The 21775-nt window shown below is 67.9% G+C and carries 26 protein-coding genes; 18 read left to right on the forward strand and 8 right to left on the reverse strand.

All coding sequences use genetic code 11. The features are described 5' to 3' along the window. The first annotated feature begins 1 nt into the window (after position 1). On the forward strand, positions 2-256 hold the full coding sequence (locus AC6CR5_RS01260) for a hypothetical protein (protein ID WP_020927060.1): 255 nt from the start codon (positions 2-4) through the stop codon (positions 254-256). A 246-nt stretch (positions 257-502) separates the two neighbouring features. Continuing rightward, positions 503-1096 carry a BPSL1445 family SYLF domain-containing lipoprotein gene (locus tag AC6CR5_RS01265; RefSeq protein ID WP_006388016.1) on the forward strand — a complete coding sequence of 198 codons (594 nt, stop codon included), beginning with the start codon at positions 503-505 and terminating at the stop codon, positions 1094-1096. Between the two features lie 84 nt (positions 1097-1180). Here the strand turns inward: AC6CR5_RS01265 and AC6CR5_RS01270 are convergent, their stop codons facing one another. Continuing rightward, entirely contained in the window at positions 1181-1414 is a 234-nt protein-coding gene (locus tag AC6CR5_RS01270) for a hypothetical protein (protein ID WP_020927062.1), read from the reverse strand. 112 nt (positions 1415-1526) lie between these two features. Next, entirely contained in the window at positions 1527-1997 is a 471-nt protein-coding gene (locus AC6CR5_RS01275) for an Lrp/AsnC family transcriptional regulator (RefSeq protein WP_006388018.1), read from the reverse strand. A 160-nt stretch (positions 1998-2157) separates the two neighbouring features. Here AC6CR5_RS01275 and AC6CR5_RS01280 point away from each other — a divergent pair, with 160 nt between their 5' ends. The 5 genes from AC6CR5_RS01280 (at position 2158) to AC6CR5_RS01300 (ending at position 5483) form a co-directional block, all read left to right on the forward strand. Beyond that, positions 2158-3063 (forward strand): DMT family transporter, encoded by a 906-nt coding sequence (locus tag AC6CR5_RS01280; RefSeq protein ID WP_054505526.1) that lies wholly within the window; start codon positions 2158-2160, stop codon positions 3061-3063. Between the two features lie 42 nt (positions 3064-3105). Continuing rightward, positions 3106-3330: a hypothetical protein gene (locus AC6CR5_RS01285; protein WP_006388020.1), complete on the forward strand. Its 225-nt coding sequence runs from the start codon at positions 3106-3108 to the stop codon at positions 3328-3330. 366 nt (positions 3331-3696) lie between these two features. Continuing rightward, a complete protein-coding gene (locus AC6CR5_RS01290) occupies positions 3697-3909 on the forward strand; it encodes a hypothetical protein (protein ID WP_006218759.1) in 213 nt (70 codons plus the stop codon). A 149-nt stretch (positions 3910-4058) separates the two neighbouring features. Continuing rightward, positions 4059-5165 carry an AGE family epimerase/isomerase gene (locus tag AC6CR5_RS01295; protein ID WP_020927064.1) on the forward strand — a complete coding sequence of 369 codons (1107 nt, stop codon included), beginning with the start codon at positions 4059-4061 and terminating at the stop codon, positions 5163-5165. A gap of 102 nt (positions 5166-5267) precedes the next feature. Further along, positions 5268-5483 carry a hypothetical protein gene (locus AC6CR5_RS01300; RefSeq protein WP_006388022.1) on the forward strand — a complete coding sequence of 72 codons (216 nt, stop codon included), beginning with the start codon at positions 5268-5270 and terminating at the stop codon, positions 5481-5483. 89 nt (positions 5484-5572) lie between these two features. Here AC6CR5_RS01300 and AC6CR5_RS01305 read toward each other — a convergent pair whose 3' ends face one another. Next, positions 5573-6514 (reverse strand): LysR substrate-binding domain-containing protein, encoded by a 942-nt coding sequence (locus tag AC6CR5_RS01305; RefSeq protein ID WP_006388023.1) that lies wholly within the window; start codon positions 6512-6514, stop codon positions 5573-5575. A gap of 149 nt (positions 6515-6663) precedes the next feature. On the opposite strand from AC6CR5_RS01305, the gene AC6CR5_RS01310 reads away from it, so the two are divergent. From AC6CR5_RS01310 to AC6CR5_RS01345, 8 genes are all read left to right on the forward strand, one after another. Next, complete coding sequence (locus tag AC6CR5_RS01310; RefSeq protein ID WP_047992945.1) at positions 6664-7653, forward strand: Bug family tripartite tricarboxylate transporter substrate binding protein; 990 nt, start codon at positions 6664-6666, stop codon at positions 7651-7653. 2 nt (positions 7654-7655) lie between these two features. After that, positions 7656-8534: an N-formylglutamate amidohydrolase gene (locus AC6CR5_RS01315; protein WP_020927067.1), complete on the forward strand. Its 879-nt coding sequence runs from the start codon at positions 7656-7658 to the stop codon at positions 8532-8534. Positions 8535-8680: 146 nt separating this feature from the next. Further along, complete coding sequence (locus tag AC6CR5_RS01320; RefSeq protein WP_047992944.1) at positions 8681-9001, forward strand: hypothetical protein; 321 nt, start codon at positions 8681-8683, stop codon at positions 8999-9001. Between the two features lie 149 nt (positions 9002-9150). Beyond that, complete coding sequence (locus tag AC6CR5_RS01325) at positions 9151-10182, forward strand: ABC transporter substrate-binding protein (protein ID WP_047992943.1); 1032 nt, start codon at positions 9151-9153, stop codon at positions 10180-10182. Continuing rightward, positions 10169-11188, forward strand: coding sequence for an ABC transporter permease (locus tag AC6CR5_RS01330; RefSeq protein ID WP_006388028.1), 1020 nt, complete (start codon positions 10169-10171; stop codon positions 11186-11188). Before AC6CR5_RS01325 ends, AC6CR5_RS01330 begins: the two co-directional genes overlap by 14 nt. Further along, on the forward strand, positions 11182-11967 hold the full coding sequence (locus AC6CR5_RS01335; protein ID WP_047992942.1) for an ABC transporter ATP-binding protein: 786 nt from the start codon (positions 11182-11184) through the stop codon (positions 11965-11967). The genes AC6CR5_RS01330 and AC6CR5_RS01335 overlap by 7 nt, the downstream gene beginning before the upstream one ends. Next, on the forward strand, positions 11961-13451 hold the full coding sequence (locus AC6CR5_RS01340; RefSeq protein ID WP_227740208.1) for a c-type cytochrome: 1491 nt from the start codon (positions 11961-11963) through the stop codon (positions 13449-13451). Before AC6CR5_RS01335 ends, AC6CR5_RS01340 begins: the two co-directional genes overlap by 7 nt. Before the next feature lie 77 nt (positions 13452-13528). Then, positions 13529-14059: an OsmC family protein gene (locus AC6CR5_RS01345; RefSeq protein WP_047992941.1), complete on the forward strand. Its 531-nt coding sequence runs from the start codon at positions 13529-13531 to the stop codon at positions 14057-14059. 42 nt (positions 14060-14101) lie between these two features. Here the strand turns inward: AC6CR5_RS01345 and AC6CR5_RS01350 are convergent, their stop codons facing one another. Further along, complete coding sequence (locus AC6CR5_RS01350; protein WP_020927071.1) at positions 14102-14944, reverse strand: LysR family transcriptional regulator; 843 nt, start codon at positions 14942-14944, stop codon at positions 14102-14104. Positions 14945-15052: 108 nt separating this feature from the next. Here AC6CR5_RS01350 and AC6CR5_RS01355 point away from each other — a divergent pair, with 108 nt between their 5' ends. Next, positions 15053-16039 carry a bile acid:sodium symporter family protein gene (locus tag AC6CR5_RS01355; protein ID WP_020927072.1) on the forward strand — a complete coding sequence of 329 codons (987 nt, stop codon included), beginning with the start codon at positions 15053-15055 and terminating at the stop codon, positions 16037-16039. Between the two features lie 4 nt (positions 16040-16043). Here AC6CR5_RS01355 and AC6CR5_RS01360 read toward each other — a convergent pair whose 3' ends face one another. Both AC6CR5_RS01360 and AC6CR5_RS01365 read right to left on the reverse strand, forming a co-directional pair. Continuing rightward, entirely contained in the window at positions 16044-16430 is a 387-nt protein-coding gene (locus tag AC6CR5_RS01360; protein WP_006386601.1) for a Rieske (2Fe-2S) protein, read from the reverse strand. A 52-nt stretch (positions 16431-16482) separates the two neighbouring features. Continuing rightward, complete coding sequence (locus tag AC6CR5_RS01365) at positions 16483-18285, reverse strand: ABCB family ABC transporter ATP-binding protein/permease (protein ID WP_047992940.1); 1803 nt, start codon at positions 18283-18285, stop codon at positions 16483-16485. Positions 18286-18580: 295 nt separating this feature from the next. Between AC6CR5_RS01365 and AC6CR5_RS01370 the strand changes: the two genes are divergently transcribed. Continuing rightward, positions 18581-19408: an aldo/keto reductase gene (locus AC6CR5_RS01370; protein WP_047992939.1), complete on the forward strand. Its 828-nt coding sequence runs from the start codon at positions 18581-18583 to the stop codon at positions 19406-19408. A gap of 73 nt (positions 19409-19481) precedes the next feature. On the opposite strand, the gene AC6CR5_RS01375 is transcribed toward AC6CR5_RS01370, so the two are convergent. Together AC6CR5_RS01375 and AC6CR5_RS01380 are read right to left on the reverse strand one after the other, a co-directional pair. Continuing rightward, entirely contained in the window at positions 19482-19682 is a 201-nt protein-coding gene (locus tag AC6CR5_RS01375) for a hypothetical protein (protein ID WP_006386604.1), read from the reverse strand. Continuing rightward, entirely contained in the window at positions 19679-20854 is a 1176-nt protein-coding gene (locus tag AC6CR5_RS01380) for a PepSY-associated TM helix domain-containing protein (RefSeq protein WP_047992938.1), read from the reverse strand. Before AC6CR5_RS01380 ends, AC6CR5_RS01375 begins: the two co-directional genes overlap by 4 nt. A gap of 185 nt (positions 20855-21039) precedes the next feature. Between AC6CR5_RS01380 and AC6CR5_RS01385 the strand changes: the two genes are divergently transcribed. Then, positions 21040-21759, forward strand: coding sequence for a metallophosphoesterase (locus AC6CR5_RS01385; protein WP_076468771.1), 720 nt, complete (start codon positions 21040-21042; stop codon positions 21757-21759). Positions 21760-21775: the final 16 nt, after the last annotated feature.

Here is a 21775-nt window from a genome sequence, read left to right on the forward strand (position 1 = left end):
TATGGATGGGTGGCCACAGCGTCGCATCGATGGCTTCGAGGTGCAGTGCGAAGTCGTCAGTCTCGACGCCGGCGTGTTGGCGATAGAGATCAGCGTGGCGCGGGCGGGCGATACGGCCGTCCGGCGGCGTTGGTCGCTGCCGCGTTTCGTGACCTTCGCCGATGAGGGCGTGGCGCGGCGGCATGCCGAACTGGTGTTGTCCGGCATCGTCTCGGTGGATCTGGCTACTGGTGAACCGCGCTACGGCATTCTCTGAAAATGCCATTTTCGGCTGGGTTTCGGTCGGCTTGCAGGCTGGTATCGAGACGCGGATTGCCCTACCAAATGTTGCTCCGGCGGGCCGCGCAAGCGGGCATGGCGCCTTGCGCCACCCGTGGTCCGGCATGGGTTCCGTTGAACGCCCGCCCGGTAGGTTTTGTTTCGTTTATCACATCATGTGCCTTGCGCCCGCGCTCTAGGCCGGTAGAGTGGATAACGGATGACAACAAAAAAGGAGAGTTCCATGTTCGACACTTTTCCTGTCCTGCGCCGCGTCGGTCTGGCCGCCGCGACCATCAGCGTGGCCGGCCTGTTGTTTGCCGGTTGCACCACGACTTCGCCGCAATCGAATGCTTCCGCCACGGAGCAGCGGCAGTCGATCAACAGCGCGGCCAACGCGTCTCTGGGCAAGCTGTACGAAGCCGCGCCGCAATCGAAGGACCTGGTCGCGCGCGCCAAGGGCGTGCTGATCTTCCCTGACGTGTTGAGCGGCAGCTTCTTCATCGGTGCGCAACACGGCAAGGGCGTGCTGCGTGTCGGCGGCGCCAACGCCGGTTACTACAGCACCACGGCGGGTTCGATCGGCTTCCAGGCCGGCGCGCAGTCCAAGGCGATGTTCGTGCTGTTCATGACGGATGAAGCTCTGAACAAATTCCGCAACAGCAACGGTTGGACGGTGGGCGCCGATGCCACTGTGGCGGTGGTCAACATCGGCGCCAACGGCCGTATCGATACCAATACGGCGCAGCAACCGGTGGTGGGTTTCGTGCTCAACAACGGCGGCCTGATGGCGGGCGTGTCGCTGGAAGGCACCAAGATCGCGAAGATCGATATGTAAAGACCGTCGCGGCCGGCCCTGCGGCCGACGCAAACAAGAACGCCGCGGCGCAAGCCGCGGCGTTTTGCGTTGAGAAGGCGCGTGTCAGCGCAGGATATCGTCGCCGTGGTTGCGCACCGCGCTTTCCCGTTCGATTTCGGCGGCTTCGATCTTCGGATCCAGGCCGCGCCAGCGCAGGATGCGGCCGCGTTCCTCGGCGGGTTCCCAGCCCAGGATGCCGTAGCGCGTGATTTCGGTTTCTCCGGTGTCGAATGCCACTTCGAAGTAGCCCTGACGATCGGGTAGCGTGCTGCCGGGGTACCAGTCGGTTTCAGGCATGGTGGACTCCTTGCTAAGCGATGAAGGGGCGCCGGCCTCGGTCCGGGGCCGGACGCTTTTCATTGTGGGGCTGGCAGCCCGATCCCGCAAGCGCGCGGGCCTTGTGCGGCGCCTAGCCCAGCGGGACGGCGGTGGTGTAGAGCACCTGCTTGAGCGCGAAGCTGGAACGGATGCTGGCCACCCCGGGAATGCGCGTGATGTGTTCGACGATCAGGCGCTCGAGCGCGTCGACGTCGGGCACCAGGGCGCGGATCAGGTAGTCGGCGTCGCCGGACATCAGGTAACACTCCATGATTTCCGGCAGCACGGCGATCTCGCGTTCGAACACATCGAGCGCCGCCTTGCGCTGCTTGTCCAGCGAGATCTGGATGAACACATTGACCTTCAGGCCGAGCTTGCGCGCGTTGAGCAGCGTGACGCGGCGGTCGATCAGGCCTTCGGTTTCCAGGCGGCGCACGCGCGCCAGGCAAGGCGATGCCGAGAGATTGACGCGCGCGGCCAGCTCGACGTTGGTCAGGCGCGCGTCGCGCTGGAGTTCGTTGAGAATGCGGATGTCGGTGGCATCCAGGTTGATATCCGGCATAACAGACCTGTCGTTCGTGGATGGGCAATGCATTTGTGCCGAGTATGCCCGTTCCTGCGGTGAATTGAGGTGAAATATGCTGGGGTTTACCCTATAGACTAATCCTTTCTTTGGCGAATTGGCCAAGGTACGGAATATTCAAGCGGTAGATGTGGCGGTAATGATTCAGCAGAGCACGTTGCGCAAGTTCTGGCCCCTGGCGGGGGCGGTCATGATCTGGGGCGGCAATTGGCCCGTCATGAAACTGGGGCTGGCGCACATGAGTCCGCTCTGGCTGGCGGCCAGCCGCTTTGGCTCGGCGGCGCTGATCAGCGTGGTGGTGCTGGCGGCGCTGCGGCGGCTGCGATGGCCGACGCGCCAGGAGTGGCCGCTGGTGGCCGGCGTGGCGCTGCTGCAGATGGGCGCGTTCACGGCGCTGGCGCTGTGGGCATTGCAATACGTGGCGCCGGGACGCGCATCGGTGATCGCATACGCCACCTCGATCTGGGTCATTCCGCTGTCCTCGCTGGTGCTCAAGGAGCGGTTGTCGGCGGCGCAATGGCTGGCCACCGCGCTCAGTTATGCCGGCATCGGCGTGATCGTGGCGCCGGCGTTCAGCCCCTGGCAGGCGCATACCGTGATCGGCCTGGTGATGCTGCTTGGCGCGTCTTTCGCCTGGGCCTGCAACATCATCCAGTTGCGTGGCCACCGCCATGTGCGGTTGGGGGCCGACATGATCCCGTGGCAGACGGCGATCGCCACCGTACCGCTGGCGGCCCTGGCATGGCTGCGCGATGGCGCCCCGCTGTTCCTGGCCGTGCCCGATGCCTGGCCGGTGATCCTGTATACCGGACCGCTGGCCACCGCGCTGACTTTCATCGTGGTGCTGGGCATGACGCAGAAACTGCCGCCGGTGGCGACCTCGATCGCGATGCTGTGCGTGCCCGTCATCGGCCTGATCGTATCGTCGCTGGTGTTCCATGAGCGCATTTCGCCGGACCTGGCCCTGGGGCTGGGGCTGATCGCATTGAGCGTGGCGGGGTCGGCGCTGGCGTCGCGCCGTCCCCTGGCGCTACGGCCGTCGTAGGGCCGGCATGCTATCGTTGCAGTATTGAACTGAGAGTCACGCATGGCATTGCATCGTTTCGAGAAAGGCGAACTGGGACATTGGCTGCGCATCGTTGCCGACAATTCGGAACCGGGCGCCGTCCAGACCAGCGTGCCCGCGCACGTGGCCGAAGCGTTGCAGACATTGCGTTGCATCGATGCCGGCCCCGGGGGCGCCTGGGTGATCACCGAAAAAGGCAAGCTGGCGCTGCGCATGGAAGAACCCGGCGCCATCCATTTGCGCTAGGGCGGATGTAGCGGCGCCAGCCGGCGCCCGTGTTCCTCCTCAGGCCGATCCCGGCCGTCCTCATGGTTCGTCCCCCTCCGAGTCCGCTACAGGTTCTTGACGTACGCGTTAACGCGGGGGCATTCCGTCCATTTCTTGCGAATGTTCATGTGATATTTCACGATGTCCGCGCTTGTCCGGCCGGGCTACGGGAATCTCCTGAGACGGTTTGTTCGATTTGGCTGCGTCCGGACGTATCGCGGCGCGCGCGCCGCCGGTAAGATGAACTTGCGTGACGGATTCAGGTCTATTCATAGCGCGGGAATTCTGCACCCGCATGCGTCACGCGTGGTTCACGCGTTTAGGTAACCGACTGGGAGGTAGCACATGCAGCATCGTGACCAGGAAGTACTGATCGACGTTTCCACAGCGGCCATGGATACCGGCGGATATGGCGTATTGCTGACGGTAACGGCCGAGGGCGGCACCGAAGTGGATGCCGCGTTTTCCCACTTGGGCAACTGCGCTTCGTTGGACGAAGCACGCGATCGCGCGGAAATATTCGCGCAGAACTGGGTCGAGGAAAACATCTTCCGCTAGGCGCTCGTGCGCTGTACGGAAGCTGAACGGCTGTACGGGTCTGTGTGCGCATGACGCTCAGAATGGCGTTCCGGAGATGGCGACGAAAATTTCGGTTATCGTCGCTGCTCCATAACAAGCGGCCCTTATCGGGTTTGCGTCGTTCCAAGATGACTGCCGCACAGACCAACTCCGCGCTGGCGGAGCACATCACCGCATTTCGCGAGCATTTCGACTCCGTCATCCTGCCCCTGTGGATGGGGCCGGGCTTCAATGACACCCTGGGTCTGCCCTTTGAATCCCTGGATGCCGCCAGCGGCGCGCCGTTGCCGGCCGAGCGTTATCGCGCCATGGCGTGCGCGCGTCAGCTGTACGTCTATGCCACGGCGCCGGGCGCCGCGGCGGGCGCGCACGCCGATCGCCTGTTCGATTCGCTGGTGCGCGTGTTTCGCGACGAGGCGCATGGCGGCTGGCACTACAGCGTCGACGCGCAGGGACGCCCGCTGGACCTGACGCAGGATCTGTACACCCACGCCTTCATCGTGTTTGCCTGCGCCGCGCATTTCCGGCGCTCGCGCAACGCGCAAGCGCGCAAACTGATGCTGGCCACGGCGGAGGTCATCGAGTCGCGCTTCAAATCGGCCGACGGCCTTTATCACGCCGCCTTGAACGCGGACTGGAAGCAGGTGCTGCGCGGCCCCGCGCAGAACCCCATGATGCATCTGACCGAGGCCTATCTGGCCGCCGCCCAGGTGGCGGAACCGGCGTTGTTCGCCAAGCGGTTGCGCGGGTTGGCGCAGGTCATGACCCAATCGTTCCTGAGCGCGTCGACGCAGTGCATTGCGGAGCTGCCGCAGGGCACGCCGGGCAATCGTATCGAACCGGGACATCAATTCGAGTGGTTGTCTCTGGTGCGCGAGTCGGCCGAGGTGTTCGATGGGCTGGACCTGGCCGAGTCGCTGCCACGCGGCGTGCATTGGGCCCGAGGCCATGGCGTCGACGCGGGCGGCGTTGCGGCGGCGCTGGACGAGCAGGGCGCGGTGCTGGACGATACCCGCCGCATATGGGCGCAGACGGAGCACCTGCGGGTGCTGGCGGTGTTGGGCGAGCAGGCCGCCCTGAACCAGGCGTTGGCGGCGTTCCGTGCCCGTTTCCTGCATCCCGGCGGTTGGTATGAATGCCTGGACGCCGCCGGGGCGGTGGTGCGTCCGGACATGCCGTCGACTTCGCCGTACCACCTGGCGACCTGCCTGGCGGCGCTGCCTGGCGTTGTTTAATTGCGCCGTTAACAATTTTTGTTTAATCGAGGATAGGTTTTAATAGAAAAACATTGGTGAAATCCCTTACAATTTAGTAACTATGTTTGTGGGGAAGCATCAATGAGCGTTATGTGCTTGGCTTGCCAACGCATCAACCCCGGGCTTGCAGGCGTCGCGCCGCATTCGCATCTGGGGCACCAGGGATTCACCAACCCGACACAGAAAGGCCGCGAGGAAAGCCGCGAAGACCATTTCCGTTGCTTGAACTGCGGCGCCAAGTGGCTGCGCGAAACGGACAAGTGGGGCGTGGACCTGGGCTTCAAATTGGCGCCCTGAGGGCGTCGATATAGGGTGGCGCCGCAAGGTCGCTGCAATTGCTTGTTACTGTCGGGCCCCGTTTCGGGGCCCGTTTTGTTTCCTGGCCGTTACACGGCTGTGCCGGCGGCCGGCGCGGTGTTGTCGGGATCCTGGCGGGCGGTGTCCAGCAACCATTGCCGGAAACAGGCCAGTGCGTAGTGGTCGCGACGCTGGGGCGGCGCGCACAGATGGTAGCCGCGCGAGATGGCGATGCGCAGGTCGGGGAAGGGCGCGGCGACGCGGCCGCTCTGCAGGTCGTCCTGCAGCAGGCAGCGCTGCAGCACGGCGATGCCCATGTCGGCCATGACGGCGCGGACCAGGATGCTGACCTGGTCGAAACCGCCGGCCAGCTTGAGGCCGTCGCGGCGCACGCCGGCGGCCTCGAACCAGCGGGTCCAGTTGTCCATGCCGTTGGAGTGGTACAGCAATGGTTCGCCGAGCAGCCCCGCGGGGGTGTCCCACAGGCCGGCAGCGCGCCGCGCCGCCAGCCGGGCGGGGCTGCAGATGGCGATCATTTCCCGGCCGATCACGTAGTCCGCCTGCCAACCGGGCCATTGGCCGGTTTCTCCGGAAAGGATGCTGGCGTCGGGCGTGGCGCCGGAAAAATCCTCGTTGCGGCGATAGGCCGCGAAGCCCAGCTGGATGTCGGGATGGCGCCGGTGGAAGTCGGGCAGGCGCGGCACCAGCCAGGCGCTGGCCAGGGTCGGCACGCTGGACAGGGTCAACCGCAGGCGGCGGTCATCGGCACGCAGTTCGGCGCTGAGCGCCTCGATGGCCTGGAGCGGCGCCTGGCCGCCTTCATAGAGCTTGCGGCCGGTCTCGGTCAGGGTCAGGCCGTGGGCGTTGCGGCGCATCAGCGGCTGGCCGAAATGCGCTTCTAGCCGCGCGATGGCGCGGCTGACGGCGCCCTGGGTCACGCACAGGGTCTCGGCCGCCAGGGTGAAACTGCCCAGCCGCGCGGCCGTCATGAAGGCGTGCAGCTCTGACATGGACGGCGAGTGCAGGCGCATGGCGCGGCGGTCCCCGGGGCCAGGCGACAGGCCCCTTAGCATGAGCGTTGGTAATGAAGGCGTGCAATATAGTCGTTTGAAAGGGGATCGTAAAGTTCGGACACTGGCGGGCTCGCAGCAAGACCTGCACCTTTTTCCGGAGTCGCTCCATGTCCCGCCGCTTTTTCGGCTGTTCCGCGCGCATCGCGCTCGCCGGCGTCTGCGCCGCGCTGTCCTTTGCCGGTCCGGCGCACGCCGCCGACTATCCCTCCCGCCCCATCAAGCTGGTGGTGCCGTTCGCCGCCGGCGGTTCGACCGACATCGTGGCGCGCCTGGTGGCCGAGTACGCCGGCCGCGACCTGAAGCAGACCATCGTGGTCGAGAACAAGGCCGGCGCGGGCGGTTCGCTTGGCATGGAACAGGTGGCGCGCTCGACCCCCGACGGCTACACCATCGGCATGGCGACGATGAGCACGCACGGGTCGAATCCGGCGGTCTATCGCAAGATGAACTACGACCCGCTCAAGGACTTCGAGCCGGTCGCCAACGTGCTGGCCGTGCCCAGTATCTTCGCGATCAATCCGCAGGTCCCCGCCAAGAACATGGCCGAGTTCGTCGCGCTGGCCAAGGGCCAGGCGGACAAGTACAGCTTTGCCTCGCCGGGCGTGGGCTCGCTGGGCCACGTGAACATCGAGAACTTCATGATGCTGGCCGGCATCAAGTTGCTGCACGTGCCGTACCGCGGCGCCGGTCCGGCGCTCAATGACGTGATGGGCGGGCAGGTGGACGCCATCACCGACAACCTGTCCTCGACCCTGCCGCAGGTGCTGGGCGGCAAGCTGCGGCCGCTGGCGGTGCTGGGCGCCGAACGCTCGCCGCTGCTGCCGGACGTGCCGACCTATATCGAACTGGGCTACCCCGACATGGGCACGGGCGGCTGGTTCGGCCTGGTGGCGCCGGCCGGCACGCCGCCGGCGGTGATCGAGCGCCTGAACCAGGCGGTGCGCGCGGCGATGCAGGATCCGGAGTTCCGCAAGAAGGCCGAGGACGTCGGTGGTACGCTGATGCCGACCACGCCGCAGGAATTCAAGACGCAGATCGAACAGGCCCTGGCGCGCTACGCCAAAGTCGCCAAGGCCGCCAACATCCAGGCTGACTGACGATGACGAACGCCGACTTCCAAGCCGTTTCCGTGCATGCCCCGACCGCGCCGGCCCTGCCGCTGGTGTGTGACTCGCCGCACAGCGGCGAGCAATACCCCGCCGATTTCGGCGCCGCGGCCAGCCTGGCGCAGTTGCGCCAGGGCGAGGACACGCACGTGGACGCCTTGTGGTCGGCGGCGCCGGCATTGGGCGCCACGCTGGTGGCGGCGCACTTTCCGCGCGTCTACATCGATCCCAACCGCACGCTGCGCGACCTGGATCCGGAGTTGCTGGCCGAACCCTGGCCGGAGCCGCTCGATCCCGGCGAGAAGACCCGGCTGGGCAAGGGCCTGATCTGGCGCCGCATGGACAAGGCCACGCCGATCTATGACCGCAAGCTGTCGCTGGCCGAAGTGCGCCACCGCATCCAGGCGTACTACGAGCCGTATCACGCGGCGCTGGCGCAGGCCATCGAAAGCGCGCAACGCGATTTCGGCGCGGTCTGGCATCTGAATCTGCACTCGATGCCGAACGATGCCTATGAGCGGCTGGGCCGCGAGAGCGCGCATCCGCTGGCCGATTTCGTGCTGGGCGACCGCGACGGCACCACCTGTGAGCCGGAGTTCATCGCGCTGATCGAGACGGCGCTGCGCGACCGCGGTTATACCGTGGCGCGCAACGATCCCTACAAGGGCGTGCAACTGATCGCGCAGATCGGCCAGCCGGCATTGAACCGGCACAGTCTGCAGGTGGAGATCCGGCGTCCGCTGTACATGGACGAGGCGACCCGCGAGCGCAACGCGGGCTTCGAGTCGCTGCGCGCCGACCTGTCGCAGGTGCTGGCGCAGGTGGCGCAATACGTGCGCGCGCGCATGCCGGCGATATCGTCGACAAAATAGAAGCGCGTGCATCGTCGCGATTCCGCGGCCCCGGTTGATGCGAGTCAATCGGGGCCGTCGCGCTTGCGCTTAAGTTTCCCGGCGGGCGGCCGTTGTCGCTAACAACGTGCTGCGTCGATCATTGGCGCGGCCTACAGGGAACCGGTATGGCCGAGAAGATCATCAATGGTTTTTCCGTCGTGGCGTACGCGACGCAACCCGAGGGGCGCATTCCGGCGCGCGCCTTTCTGGAAACGCGGCGCCTGCCGGTGAAAGCGGATGCGGCGGCCAAGGCCCCCGGCGCCCCGGACGCGCAGCCGCCCTGTGAGACGCCCGAGGTCGAGGAAGAAGCCGAAAGCCTGGCGTTCGAGATCTTCGTGACGCGTCGTTTCCGCGGCACGGTCGAAGCGATGTCGGCCGCGCGCAACGCGCTGGACCGCGTCAAGTCCGTCGACGAGCACGGCGTTCCCGACCACCTGCCGGACTAGGGCCGCGCGCAGCCTGCCGCGGGACCCGGCGGCGCGGCCGCCGCCCACATATTGTTATCCCCACTTTGTATTTGTCGAACGCCTGAGCGCGGGCCGATGATGCCGCATGGCAAGCATCGCCATTCACAGTCTGCTCAAAAGGAAGGTTGATGAATACGAACGTCCAAACGCGCGCCCATGCGGCGCGCGGCATTTCGCGACGCGCATTGCTGCGCGCGGCAACCGCGGCGGGCCTTGCGGCGCCGCTGGGTATGCTGGGTTCGCGCGTGCTGGCGGCCAATGGCGCGCCTCGCACCTACAAGATCGCGTGGAGCCAGACCGCGGTGTGCCAGTCGCCGGTGTCGGTGGCGCTGGAGCGCGGCTTTTTCGACAAGTACAACCTCAAGGTCGAGCGCATCAATTTCAGCGGCTCGACCGACCAGTTGCTTGAAGCCATCGCCACCGGCCATGCCGATGGCGGCATCGGCATGGCGCTGCGCTGGCTCAAGCCGCTGGAGCAGGGCTTTGACGTGAAACTGGCGGTGGGCACGCACGGTGGCTGCATGCGCCTGCTGACCGCGGCGGACTCGCCGATCAAGAGTGTGCAGGACCTGAAGGGCCGCCGCGTGGCGGTGTCCGACCAGGCCAGCCCGGTGAAGAACTTCTTCGCGATCCGCGTGGCTCAGCTGGGCATCGATCCGGAGTCGGTGGACTGGCGCCAGTATCCGCAGGACCTGTTCGGCGAAGTGCTGAGAAAGGGCGAGGTCGATGCCATCGCCGGCGACGATCCGCTGATCTACACGCTGCGCGAGGACAACAAGCTGCGCGAGATCGCCACCAACATCGAAGGCGATTACGAGAACCGCACCTGCTGCGTGCTCGGGCTGCGCGGCGACCTGGTACGCAACGATCCCGAGTCGGCCGCGGCCATCACCCGGGCGGTGATCGACGCGCAGCGCTGGACCGCGTCCAATCCCGACGAGACCGCCCGCATCTTCGCGCCCTACGTGCCGGGCAAGGTGCCGGCCGAGCGCGTGGCGGCGATCCTGCGCAGCCATAGCCATGGCCACGCGTCGACCGGCGGGGCGCTGCGCGAAGAGATCGTGGGCTATGCCAAGGATCTGAAGACCATCAAGGTGCTCGGCGCCAACCTCGATATCAACAAGTACGCGCAAGCGGTGGTGCCCAATGTCCTCGGCTGACACGCTGGCGGTTGGCGCGTTGCGCGGCGCGCCGGCCGCGGCGCAACCCTGGCGCCTGTGGAAGACCGGCGTGGCCGCCGCCGCCCTGTGGGCGGCGGTGGGCGCGGTGACGCTGCGCTGGCCCAACGTGGAGGTGGGCTTCACGTCATGGGGCTACACGCGTGAATTCGGCGTGGCGGCGTTGGTGCTGGCGGCCTTGCTGCTGCTGGCGGCGGTGGCCGGCGCCGCCCACCGCCGTCCGGTGCGGGCACTGCACCGGGCCGGGCCGTGGCTGCTGGCATTGGCCGTGGCGGTGGGCCTGTGGGAGGTCGCCACGGCCAAGCTGGCGCTGCTGCCCAGCCCGTTCTTCGCGCCGCCGCAGTCGCTGATCGAGGTCTACGTCAGCGACTACAAGCGGTTGGCCGACAGCCTGGCCAACTCGCTCTGGCTGCTGGCCAATGGCTTCGGCCTGGGCGCGGCGGCGGGTTTCCTGACCGGCGTGGCGATCGGCTGGTCGCGCGGCCTGGGTTACTGGGTGCATCCGGTGCTGCGCTTCCTGGGGCCGGTGCCGTCGACGGCGCTGCTGCCGATGGCGTTCTTCTTTTTCCCGTCGAGCTGGTCGGCGGCGGTGTTCCTGATCGCGCTGGCGACCTGGTTCCCGGTCACGGTGCTGACCTGGTCGGGCGTGGCGGGCGTGAACCGCGCCTACTACGATGTGGCGCGGACGATGGGGGCGAGCGAGTGGTTCCTGGTGCTGCGGGTGGCGATACCGGCGGCCTTGCCGCAGGTGTTCGTGGGCCTGTTCATGGGCCTGGGCGCATCGTTTTCGGTGCTGGTGGCGGCCGAGATGATGGGCGTGAAATCGGGACTGGGCTGGTATCTGTCGTGGGCGCAGGGCTGGGCGTCGTACGCCAATATGTACGGTGCGCTGATCGTGATGGCGCTGGTGTTCTCGGGGCTGATCACGCTGCTGTTCGCGGGGCGTGATCGCTTGCTGGCCTGGCAGAAGGGGGTGGTGAAATGGTAGCGGCGGCACAGGAAGCGGCGGCGCGCGGCGCGGCGCTGGCGGTGCGGGGCGTGAACCACCACTTCGAGCTGGACGGCGCGGCGTTGCCGGTGCTGGACGATATCGACCTGGAGGTGCGGCCCGGCGAGTTCGTGGCGCTGCTGGGCCCGAGCGGTTGCGGCAAGTCGACTTTGCTGCGGCTGGTGGCGGGGCTGGAGCCGCCGGCCCAGGGCGACCTGCTGGCCGACGACGAACCGATCGACGGACCGTCGCCATCGCGCATCGTGGTGTTCCAGGATCCGACGCTGTATCCGTGGCGCACCGTATGGCACAACGTGGCGCTGGGCCTGCAGGCGCGCGGACTGTTGAAGACACAGCGCGCCCGGGTCGACGACGCGTTGCAGCGCGTGGGGCTGGCGGCCTTTGGCCAGGCCTACCCGCACCAGCTGTCCGGCGGCATGGCACAGCGCGCCGCGCTGGCACGCGCGCTGGTGAACGATCCGCGCATCCTGATCCTGGACGAGCCGCTCGGCAAGCTCGATTCGCTGACGCGGATCGCGATGCAGTCCGAGCTGGTGGAGCTGTGGCAGCGCAGCGGCTTCACCGCCTTGCTGGTGACGCACGACGTCGAGGAGGCCCTGTTCATGGCCTCGCGCATCATCGTGTTGAGCGAACGGCCGGCGCGGATCAAGGATGAGATCGTCAACGACCTGCCGTATCCGCGCCATCGCGGCGACCCGCGCCTGGCCGAGTTGCGGCGCCAGGCGCTGGCCTTGCTGGGGCTGGATGCAACGTGGTGAGCAACGCGGCATTGGCGCTGGCGGCCCTGGTGGCGCCGGCGGGCATGCTGGCGTGCCTGGCCGCCGCGCGCCGGCGGGGCGATGCGATCACGGCCGGCCTGCCGCTGCCGTGGCTGGCGGCCCTGGCGTTGGCGGCGGTGGGCGGCGTGCTTGCGCTGGGCTGGCAACGGGTGCAGGGCGCGCCCGGCCTGCTGGGATCGCGGCTGGGGCACCTGGCCCTGGCCGTCGCCGCTGTGCTGCTGCTGGCGGCGCTGGTGGCTTGCTGGCTGCACAGCCGCGCGCCGGAACGGGCGGGGCAGGCGTGGCGCCGCGCCGGCGCCACGGTACTGGCAGCGTTGGCGCTGCTGGCGACGCTGCTGGCGTTGGCGATTGCCTGGCAGCCGGAGGAGGCGCTGGCGATCGCGCACTGGCCGTTCACCTGGCGCTACGACCCGGATCTGCCGGTCGGCACGCATACCTGGCGGCGCCTGGGACTGGCGGCGGGATTGACGGCGGCGGCGCTGGCGCTGCTGGTGGGCGCGCTGTTTGCGCGGCGGGGCCGGCTGGTATGGCTGACGGCCGCCGCGGGCCTGCTGGCCAGCGCCAGCTGGCCCGCGCCGCGCATGCTGCTGACGGAAGCGACGGCCACGTCGTACCAGCGTTCGCCCCTGGTGTTTTCGGATCGCAATCTGCTGCAAGGTGCGCGCCTGTACCAGAGCCACTGCGCGGCCTGCCATGGCGAGCGGGCGGATGGCCGGGGGCCGCTCGCGCCGGGGCTGCCGACCTGGCCGAGCGTGCTGGGCGCGGCGTTGTTCGAGAACCGGCTCGAAGGGGAGTTGCACTGGCGCCTGGCGCAAGGCGGCCACGGGCATGCCGTTGGCGCGCAGGGCGGGGACGGTCGCTCCGGCAGCGGACTGCCTGGCGACAGGCCGGCCGCCGCGGCGCGCGTTGCCGGTCCGCCGCAGGCCTTGACGGCCGACGAGATCTGGCAGGTGCTGGACTACCTGCGCGTGCACGCCTATGGCGTCAACGGCGGCGCGGGCATGCCGGCGGTTCCCGCGCCGGTGGTGGCGTTGTCGTGCCGCGACGGGCGCGCGGTCACGCTGGCCGGCCTGCGCGGCCTGCCGCTACGCGTGGTGGCGGCGATGCCGGGCGCGCCGCCGGAACCGCAGGATCCGCGCCTGTTGACCGTGGCGTTGACGCGCGGCGGTCCGCTGCCCGGGGATGCCGATTGCGCGGCGGTGGACGAGGACGCCTGGAATGCCTATGCGCTGGCCGCCGGGCTGGCGCCGCAGGGGCTGGCGGGCGCGCAGTTCATGGTCGATCGCCGCGGCTGGCTGCGGGCGCGGCGCCTGCCAGGCGCGGCGCCGGCCTGGACCAGCGCGGACAACGTCTGCGGGCCGGGCGGCCGCATGGAAAACACCACGGCGCAGGGCTTGGGCGCGCTGCTGCTGGCGATGGACCGTGCCCCCATCGGGATTCCGGATACGCGCCGCAGGCAGTAGCGCGTGTTCGGGCGGCATGGCGACTCGCCATCCGGGCACATTTCCCTTCCACTTTTCACATACGCGAGGCAGGCAAGATGAGCACGTTGAATGAATACCTGGGCCAGAAGCGCGAGGCGGTGCTGGCGCGCAATGCGCGAGACCCGCGCACGGTGACGCCGGTGAAGCTGCGCGCGCAGGTCAGCGCGGAAGGTCGCAGCGGCGTGCGCCGCATCCGCATCCGCGATCACCAGGTGGTGAGCGACAGCCCGGCGGATTTCGCCGGTTATGACCTTGGGCCGAGTTCGCCGGAACTGCTGTTGGGATCGCTGGGCAGTTGCCTGACGCACATCTTCCTGATCAAGGCGGCCGAGCTGGAACTGCCCCTGGAATCGCTGCAGGTGGAGATCGAAGGCGACCTGGATCCGCGCGGCGGCAAGCCGGGCTACGAGCAGGTGCCGTTCTTTCCGCACAACATCCGCTACACCGCGCACATCGTGTCGCCGGCCGACGAGGACGCGGTGCGGGCCGTGCATGAGGCGGTGGAGCAGTGGTGCCCGATCCTGAACCTGCTCAAGCAGCCGCAGCCGCTGGAAGGCAGCGTGCGGCACACGCGGTCACGGGTCTGAGCGGCCGGGGCCTGCGCCGGCGCGGTCGTCCGGTTGAAGGTTTCAGGTCAACGAGCTGCGCATCAGGATTTCGGTGAGCGCGCGGGTCGGCTGGTTGGGCGCGGGCGCCGAGATCACGATGAATTCCACCTGCGGCAGCGCCGGCAGGGCCAGTGCGCCGGCGGGCGCCGCCAGGCCGGCGGTGGACAGGTGCGAGGGCTGCACCGTGATGCCGAGGCCGGCGCGGGCGGCCGCCTGGCAGCCGGCGTAGCTGGTGCTGGTACAGACAATCTGCCAGCTGCGGCCGGCGCGCGCCAGCGCATCCAGCGCCAGGGTCCGGGTGACGCTGGGCTCGCGCAGCAGGATCAGCGGCAGCGGCGCGTCGGGCGCCAGGCGCAGGCCTTCGCGGACGCGCCACAGGAGCGCTTCCTTGTGCAGGGTCTGGCCGCGGCGGTCGCCGCGGCGGCGCTTGCCGATCATGACGTCCAAATCGTTGTCGTCGAGCAGCCGGTAGAGGTCGCTGGTGACGCCGATGGTGATGTCCAGCTCGACTTCGGGATGTGCCTGGCGGAACGCGGCCAGCACGTCGGGCAGCGGGCCCATCGCCAGATCGTCGGAGGTGCCGAGCCGTACGCGTCCGCGCAGGCGCGGGGCGTCGAACAGCCGCTCGGCGCGTTCGTGCGCGTCGAGGATGATTTCGGCGTGCACCAGCAGGCTGCGGCCGTCGCTGGTCAGGGCCAGTGAGTGGGTGTCGCGCAGGAACAGGCGGCGCTGCAGTGCCAGCTCCAGCTGGCGGATGTGTTCGCTGACGGTGGGCTGGGTCAGGCCGAGGCGGCGCGCCGCCTCGCTGAAGCTGGGCGCGCCCGCGGCGGTGGCGAAGGTCTTGAGCCAGAGCGGGTTGAGCATGGCGGCCTGCCTATAGGAAAGTTCGATAGCAGTTAAAGTAACCAGTGGCCTTCACGATAGCAAGCCGCGCGCCTATAGTTTCCGCAACCTTCCCGGAAACCTCCCGCCATGCGCCGCTTCCTGCCCGACCAATTCACTCTCATCCTGATCGCCACCGTGGCGTTCGCCAGCTTTTTCCCGGCCGTGGGCAAGGGCGCGTCGTTCATGATGGTGGCCAGCAATGTGGCGATTTCGCTGTTGTTCTTCCTGCACGGCGCGCGTTTGTCCACGGACGCGATCGTGGCGGGGGTCAAGGACGTGCGGCTGCATGCGCTGATCCTCGGGTGCACCTTCATCCTGTTCCCGGCGCTGGGGCTGGCGTTGCGGGCCGTGTTTCCCGGGCTGCTGACGCCGTCGCTGTGGCTGGGCGTGATCTTCGTGTGCACGTTGTCGTCGACGGTGCAGTCGTCGATCGCCTTCACGTCGATGGCGCGCGGCAATGTGCCGGGCGCCATCTGCGCGGCGACCGCGTCCAACCTGCTGGGCACCGTGCTGACGCCGCTGCTGGTGGCGGTGCTGCTGCATCGCCAGGGCGGCGGCCACGGCCTGGCCGACGCCGGCCGCATCCTGCTGCAGCTGCTGCTGCCGTTCGCGGTGGGCAGTCTGCTGCGGCCGTGGATCGGCGCCTGGGCGCAGCGCAACAGCCGGGTGCTGTCGAAGGTGGATCGCAGTTCGATCCTGCTGGCGGTCTACACCGCGTTCAGCGAGGCGGTGGCGCAGGGCATCTGGCATGCGTTCCCGGCGATCGACCTGGCGACCATGGTGCTGGTCAATGCGTTGCTGCTGGGGTCGGTGCTGCTGCTCACGACCTGGGGCAGCCGCAAGCTCGGGCTGTCCAAGGAGAACGAGATCACGCTGGTGTTCTGCGGGTCGAAGAAGTCGCTGGCATCCGGCATTCCGTTGGCCACGGTGCTGTTCGGCACCTCGCAGATGGGCATCGTGGTGCTGCCGCTGATGATCTTCCACCAGATGCAGCTGATGGTCTGCGCGGTGCTGGCGCGCCGCTACGCCGACCGGGCCGAGCCGACGCAGGCGGCCGAGCCGGCCCGCGCCTGAGGCCTCAGCCTTCGGCGGCCAGCGGCTGGATCTTGCCGCTGGGCTGCCAGTAGACGGCGCCGTCGCGTTCCTCGACCGCCAGCACGGTGAGACGGCCGTTCTTACAGGGACCGCCCACGCACAGGCCGGTGTCGGGCTGGTAGGTGGCGCCGTGGCGGGCGCACATGATCAGGTCGCCGGCGCGGGTGAAGAAGCTGCCTTCCCAGTCGAGTTCGACGCCGACGTGGGCGCAGCGGTTCAGGTAGCCGTGCACCCGGTCCTGGTAGCGCACGAAGAAGGCGGTGGTGCGGCCCGCGCTGTCGGTGACCGGCAGTTTGACGCCGAGCCCGCCGTTGACCAGGTCGGTGGCGGCGCAGACGCGGACTTCGGGGGCGATGCGGGAATCCTGCATGGATGGCCTTGGAAGCAAAGGGTGCGATCTTCGGATAGGGGGGCGGGGCTTGTCAATCCGCTGGCGCGGCGGTGTTTTCCTGCTGCCGCGTCCACATGGCGGCATACAGGCCGCCCGCGGCCAGCAAGTACGTGTGGCGGCCGCGTTCGGCGATGCGGCCATCCTCCAGCACGATGATCTCGTCGGCATCGGCCACGGTGGACAGGCGGTGGGCGATGATGAGCGTGCTGCGACCGCGGCTGACTTCGCGCAGGTTGGCCTGGATGTCGCGCTCGGTGCGGGTGTCGAGCGCGCTGGTGGCTTCGTCGAACAGGAAGATGGCCGGGTCCTTGAGCAGGGTGCGGGCGATGGCCACGCGCTGCTTTTCGCCGCCGGACAGCTTGAGGCCGCGCTCGCCCACCATGGTCTGGTAGCCGTCGGGCATGGCCATGATCAGGTCGTGGATGTGCGCCAGCCGGGCGGCGTGCTCGATCTCGGCGTCGGTGGCGCCGGGACGGCCGTAGCCGATGTTGTAGCGGATGGTGTCGTTGAACAGCACGGTGTCCTGCGGCACCACGCCGATGGCGGCGCGCAGGCTGGACTGGGTGACGTCGCGGATGTCCTGGCCGTCGACCAGGATGGCGCCGGCGTCGGCGTCGTAGAAGCGGAACAGCAGCCGCGCGATGGTGGACTTGCCCGCGCCCGAGGTGCCCACCACGGCCAGGGTCTTGCCGGCCGGCAGGGTGAAGCTCACGCCCTTGAGGATGGGCCGGCGTTCGTCATAGCCAAAGCGCACGTCGCGGAATTCGACCGCGCCGCCTTCCACGCGCAGCGGCTGCGCGTCCGGGCGGTCCGCCACTTCGCGGTCCTGTCCCAGCAGCTCGAACATGCGTTCCATGTCGATCATGGCCTGCTTGATTTCGCGGTAGATGAAGCCGAAGAAACTGAGCGGCGAGTACAACTGCAGCAGGTAGGTGTTGACCAGCACGAAGTCGCCCAGGGTGTAGCGGCCCGCGGCGATGCCGTTGGCGGCCATCCACATCACCAGCGTGAGCCCGGCGGAGATGATGATGGCCTGGCCGACGTTGAGGATCGACAGGCTCACCTGGCTGCGCACCGCGGCGCGCTCGTAGCGGGTGAGCGAGGCGTCGTAGCGGCGCGCTTCGTGTTCCTCGTTGCCGAAGTACTTGACCGTCTCGTAGTTCAGCAGGCTCTCGATGGCCTTGGTGTTGGCCTCGGAGTCGGTTTCGTTCATGAGCCGGCGGAACTTGGCGCGCCATTCGGTGACGGCCAGCGTGTAGGCCATGTACAGGATCACCGTCGCGCCGGTGGCCAGCGCCAGCCAGGCGTCGAACATGCGCCACAGCACGATGCAGACCAGGCCGATCTCGAAGAAGGTCGGCAGGATGTTGAACAGCAGGAACGATAGCAGCGTCTGGATGCCCTTGGTGCCGCGCTCGATGGCGCGGGTCAGGCCGCCGGTCTGGCGCGTCAGGTGGAAACGCAGGGCCAGGCCGTGCAGGTGGCGGAAGATCCGCAGGCCGACCGAGCGGATGGCGTGCTGGCCGACGCGAGCGAAGAGGGCGTCGCGCAGTTCCGAGAACAGCAGCGACAGCACGCGCGCGCCGCCGTAGGCCAGGATCAGGCCCAGCGGCACGGTCACGGCGCCCGGCGCGCCTTCGCCCAGGGCGTCGATGGCGTGCTTGTACAGCACCGGCACGTAGACGGTGGCCGCCTTGGCGGCGAACAGGCACAGCAGGGCGGCCACCACCCGGGCCTTCAACCCCGCCTGGCCGGGCGGCCAGAGGTAGGGAAAGAGGGTGCGCAGGGTGGCGAAACCACCGCGTCCGGCGGGGCGGGATTCTGGTGCGGTCATGGGGACGGAAGTTGTTCAGGCGGGGGGCGGCCCAGGGTTCCAAGGGGGTGAAAGGCCCCGAAAAGGCCCATTATCCGGCACCAGCGCTATGATCTAGTTGAAAACCCCTGGGATGAAAGCACCACTCCCGGGGGTTTTCCATCCGGTTTTCGCATTGTTTTTTTCCATACGGGCGCAGCGGGGCGGGCCCGTCATCAACGGTAGGCCAGGGGGTACCGCCCGGCAACATCCCTGGCTGCGCGACCTGGCGCGATTTCGCCATGCGAGCGTCGCGTCGCAAGCTTCGGAGGGTGTTATGGCGAAGGTACCCACAGTGAAACTGAACGACGGCGGCAAGATTCCGCAATTGGGCCTGGGTGTGTGGCAGGTGCCCGATGACCAGGCCGCGGCCAGCGTCAAGGAAGCGCTGGCGGCCGGCTACCGTTCGGTGGACACCGCCGCGATCTACGGCAATGAATCCGGCGTGGGCGCCGGGCTGCGCGCGGCAGGGGTGGCGCGCAAGGATCTGTTCATCACCACCAAGCTGTGGAATGACAGGCACGGTTTCGACCAGGCCCACCAGGCGATGGACGAAAGCCTGGAAAAGCTCGGCCTGGCCTACGTGGACCTGTACCTGATCCATTGGCCGGTGGCGGGCAGCGAGAAGTTCGTCGACGCCTGGCGCGCCATGATCGAGATGAAGGAAGACGGCCGTGCCCGCTCGATCGGTGTGTCCAATTTCACCCAGGCCAACCTGGAGCGCCTGATCAACGCCACCGGCGTCACGCCGGCGGTCAACCAGATCGAGCTGCATCCGGGCTTCGCGCAGCGCGAACTGCGCGCTTTTCACGATAAGCACGGCATCGCCACCGAGTCGTGGAGTCCGCTGGCGCAGGGCAAGATCACCCAGGACAAGACCATCCTGGAACTGGCGCGCAAGCACGGCAAGTCGCCGGCCCAGGTGACGCTGCGCTGGCACTTGCAGCATGGCCTGATCGTGATCCCGAAGTCGGTGACGCCGGCGCGCATCCGCGAGAACATCGACGTGTTCGATTTCGAGCTGTCGGGCGCGGAGATGGCGGCGATCGACGCCATCGAGGAAGGGCCCCGCCTGGGACCCGATCCGGAAAAGTTCGGCAAGTAGGGCGCCCGCGAACGGCGGGCGCCGCCGGCGTGCCCAGGGCCTGCGCGAGGCTTCTTTCAGTGCCAGCCGGGCTCTAGGCCTCGGGTTGCCTGGGCGGGAAGAACCAGTAGCGCGCGATGACCACCAGCAGGATGGTCAGCGCCGTCCATGAGGCCCAGTGCCAGGCGCCGGTGCCCAGCAGCGCCGCCAGCAGGCCGAAGATGCTGAGCACGCCCAGCAGGGTCGGCACGCCCCAAACGAACAGGAAGCCGCGCGAGGATTTCTGCTTGCTCATGCGGGACTCCGTTGCGGGGTGGCGGCGGCCTGGTGCTTGCGCACCAGTTCGGCGATGCGGGCTTCGGTGGCGCGGCGCCGCGCCAGCCACAGGTAGAGGCCGCTGACCAGCACCACGATGGTGATCAGGTCGAGCACGGCCCAGATGATCTTCAGGGGCAGGCCGGCGTAGTCGCCGAAGTGCAGCGGACGCGACAGTTCCAGCGCGGTCAGGTACCACGGCATTTTCGCGATCGTGGTCAGTTCGCCGCTGCGGCCGTCGATCAGGACGGGCGTGTTCATCTTGGAGGTCAGCGGCGTGGCGCCGCGCATCCAGGTGATGTAGTGGTGGGGGCTGCCGAAGGCGTTGCCGGGGAAGGCGATGAACGACACTTCGTTGCCCGGCAGGGCCTTGCGCGCGGTATCGGCGGCGGACTGGGCCGAAGACAGTTCGGCGGGCACGCCCTGGCCCTTGTAGGGTTCGAGGATGCGCACCAGCTCGGTCGATTGCCACAGGCGGAACAGCGGCGTGGACAGCTCGTTGATGACGCCGGTCACGCCCACCACGAAGGCCCACACCAGCGTCACGATGCCGAGCAGGTTGTGCAGGTCGAGCCATTTGAGGCGGGTGGAGCGGCCGGCGCGCACGGTGCCAAATTCCAGCTTCTTCATGAAGGGCCCGTACAGCACCACCCCGGAGACGATGGCGACGCAGAACAGCAGGCCCATGAAGCCCAGGAACAGCTCGCCCGGCAGGCCGGCGAACAGATCCACGTGCAGGGCCAGCATGATGCCCATGAAAGAGAACTTGTCTTCGGTGTAGAGCGGGCCGTCGAGCAGCACGTCGCCGGTGCGGCCGTCCATGCGCACCGCGTGGCCGGACACCATGCCGTCGCCGGGCTTCTTGGCCATGCCAACGTAGACCTGGGGCTCGTCGGGGTCGAAGAACAGGTAGTCGACCACTTCGCCGGGGTACATGGACTTGGCGCGCTCGACCAGCGTGTCGAGGTTGGCCGGCGGGGTCGAGGCGGGCACGTCGGACAGGGGCTTGGCGTCGTCCAGCCAGTGCTCGATCTCGTGGTGGAACACCAGCGGCAGGCCGGTCAGGCAGATGATGAGCAGGAAGATCGTACAGACCAGGCTGGTCCACTTGTGGACCAGGTACCAGGTTTTGATGGTGGAGGCGGCGGTCATGGCGACGGCGGGGCGGCTCGCGCGGCCCCCTTCAATGGAGATTCGGGAAAGGACGGAACATTATCACGAATAATAGCTATTCTCGTCACGCAATTTGTGTTGCGTCTTGCAAGCGAGGTGTAATTGGGGGCAGATGAAAGCGGGTTAAAAGGAAGCCTGGGCCCGATTGGGCGGGCTGGAGCATCATGCAGCAACGTTTTCTGAAAGTGCCGCGCAACGAGCTGGGCCGCGATTTCGCGGTGGGCGACGTGCATGGCTGTTTTACGCGCCTGCGCGACAGCCTGGCGCGGATGGGCTTCGACGCCAGCCGCGACCGGCTGTTTTCCGTCGGCGACCTGGTCGACCGCGGGCCGGAGAGCGAGGCCGCGCTGGAGTGGCTGGCGCAGCCCTGGTTCTACGCGGTGCAGGGCAACCACGAGGACTATGCCGTGCGCCATGTCCGCACCGGCCAGGTGGACGTGGTGAACTGGCGCGGCTACGGCGGCGGCTGGTTCCTGGACCTGCCGGCCGAGCGCCAGCAGGTCTATGCGGAAGCCTTCGGGCAGTTGCCCATCGCGATCGAGGTGGACACCTCGGCAGGTCCGGTGGGGCTGCTGCACGCGGACTGTCCGGTGCTGTTCTGGCCGCGCCTGGAATCGGCGTTGCAGGACCGCTACAAGCGCACCAGCGCCGCCTGCCAGTGGTCGCGCGAGCGACTGCGGCAACTGGACCGCACCGGCGTGCGCGGGGTGCGCGCGGTGGTGGCGGGTCACACCCCGGTAGCCGAGCCGCTGGCGCTGGGCAACGTCTATCACATCGATACCGAGGGCTGGAAGGATGGCTACTTCACCTTCCTCGACCTGGAAACGCTGCAGGCCTGGCCGCGCGCGGTGGTGACCGAGCCGCCGGTGGTCGAGCCGGGTTAGCCGGGCTAGCCGGGAC

Source organism: Achromobacter sp. EG18 (assembly GCF_059759395.1).

Excerpts from the sequence above, each read along its gene's own strand:
- AC6CR5_RS01270 (WP_020927062.1), bottom strand. The coding sequence starts at position 1,414 with ATGCCTGAAACCGACTGGTACCCCGGCAGCACGCTACCCGATCGTCAG.
- AC6CR5_RS01300 (WP_006388022.1), top strand. The coding sequence starts at position 5,268 with ATGAGCGTTATGTGCTTGGCTTGCCAACGCATCAACCCCGGGCTTGCA.
- AC6CR5_RS01310 (WP_047992945.1), top strand. The coding sequence starts at position 6,664 with ATGTCCCGCCGCTTTTTCGGCTGTTCCGCGCGCATCGCGCTCGCCGGC.
- AC6CR5_RS01335 (WP_047992942.1), top strand. The coding sequence starts at position 11,182 with ATGGTAGCGGCGGCACAGGAAGCGGCGGCGCGCGGCGCGGCGCTGGCG.
- AC6CR5_RS01305 (WP_006388023.1), bottom strand. The coding sequence starts at position 6,514 with ATGCGCCTGCACTCGCCGTCCATGTCAGAGCTGCACGCCTTCATGACG.
- AC6CR5_RS01315 (WP_020927067.1), top strand. The coding sequence starts at position 7,656 with ATGACGAACGCCGACTTCCAAGCCGTTTCCGTGCATGCCCCGACCGCG.
- AC6CR5_RS01325 (WP_047992943.1), top strand. The coding sequence starts at position 9,151 with ATGAATACGAACGTCCAAACGCGCGCCCATGCGGCGCGCGGCATTTCG.
- AC6CR5_RS01285 (WP_006388020.1), top strand. The coding sequence starts at position 3,106 with ATGGCATTGCATCGTTTCGAGAAAGGCGAACTGGGACATTGGCTGCGC.
- AC6CR5_RS01280 (WP_054505526.1), top strand. The coding sequence starts at position 2,158 with ATGATTCAGCAGAGCACGTTGCGCAAGTTCTGGCCCCTGGCGGGGGCG.
- AC6CR5_RS01375 (WP_006386604.1), bottom strand. The coding sequence starts at position 19,682 with ATGAGCAAGCAGAAATCCTCGCGCGGCTTCCTGTTCGTTTGGGGCGTG.
- AC6CR5_RS01295 (WP_020927064.1), top strand. The coding sequence starts at position 4,059 with ATGACTGCCGCACAGACCAACTCCGCGCTGGCGGAGCACATCACCGCA.
- AC6CR5_RS01290 (WP_006218759.1), top strand. The coding sequence starts at position 3,697 with ATGCAGCATCGTGACCAGGAAGTACTGATCGACGTTTCCACAGCGGCC.
- AC6CR5_RS01330 (WP_006388028.1), top strand. The coding sequence starts at position 10,169 with ATGTCCTCGGCTGACACGCTGGCGGTTGGCGCGTTGCGCGGCGCGCCG.
- AC6CR5_RS01260 (WP_020927060.1), top strand. The coding sequence starts at position 2 with ATGGATGGGTGGCCACAGCGTCGCATCGATGGCTTCGAGGTGCAGTGC.
- AC6CR5_RS01380 (WP_047992938.1), bottom strand. The coding sequence starts at position 20,854 with ATGACCGCCGCCTCCACCATCAAAACCTGGTACCTGGTCCACAAGTGG.
- AC6CR5_RS01345 (WP_047992941.1), top strand. The coding sequence starts at position 13,529 with ATGAGCACGTTGAATGAATACCTGGGCCAGAAGCGCGAGGCGGTGCTG.
- AC6CR5_RS01320 (WP_047992944.1), top strand. The coding sequence starts at position 8,681 with ATGGCCGAGAAGATCATCAATGGTTTTTCCGTCGTGGCGTACGCGACG.
- AC6CR5_RS01265 (WP_006388016.1), top strand. The coding sequence starts at position 503 with ATGTTCGACACTTTTCCTGTCCTGCGCCGCGTCGGTCTGGCCGCCGCG.
- AC6CR5_RS01275 (WP_006388018.1), bottom strand. The coding sequence starts at position 1,997 with ATGCCGGATATCAACCTGGATGCCACCGACATCCGCATTCTCAACGAA.
- AC6CR5_RS01350 (WP_020927071.1), bottom strand. The coding sequence starts at position 14,944 with ATGCTCAACCCGCTCTGGCTCAAGACCTTCGCCACCGCCGCGGGCGCG.
- AC6CR5_RS01355 (WP_020927072.1), top strand. The coding sequence starts at position 15,053 with ATGCGCCGCTTCCTGCCCGACCAATTCACTCTCATCCTGATCGCCACC.
- AC6CR5_RS01365 (WP_047992940.1), bottom strand. The coding sequence starts at position 18,285 with ATGACCGCACCAGAATCCCGCCCCGCCGGACGCGGTGGTTTCGCCACC.
- AC6CR5_RS01385 (WP_076468771.1), top strand. The coding sequence starts at position 21,040 with ATGCAGCAACGTTTTCTGAAAGTGCCGCGCAACGAGCTGGGCCGCGAT.
- AC6CR5_RS01370 (WP_047992939.1), top strand. The coding sequence starts at position 18,581 with ATGGCGAAGGTACCCACAGTGAAACTGAACGACGGCGGCAAGATTCCG.
- AC6CR5_RS01360 (WP_006386601.1), bottom strand. The coding sequence starts at position 16,430 with ATGCAGGATTCCCGCATCGCCCCCGAAGTCCGCGTCTGCGCCGCCACC.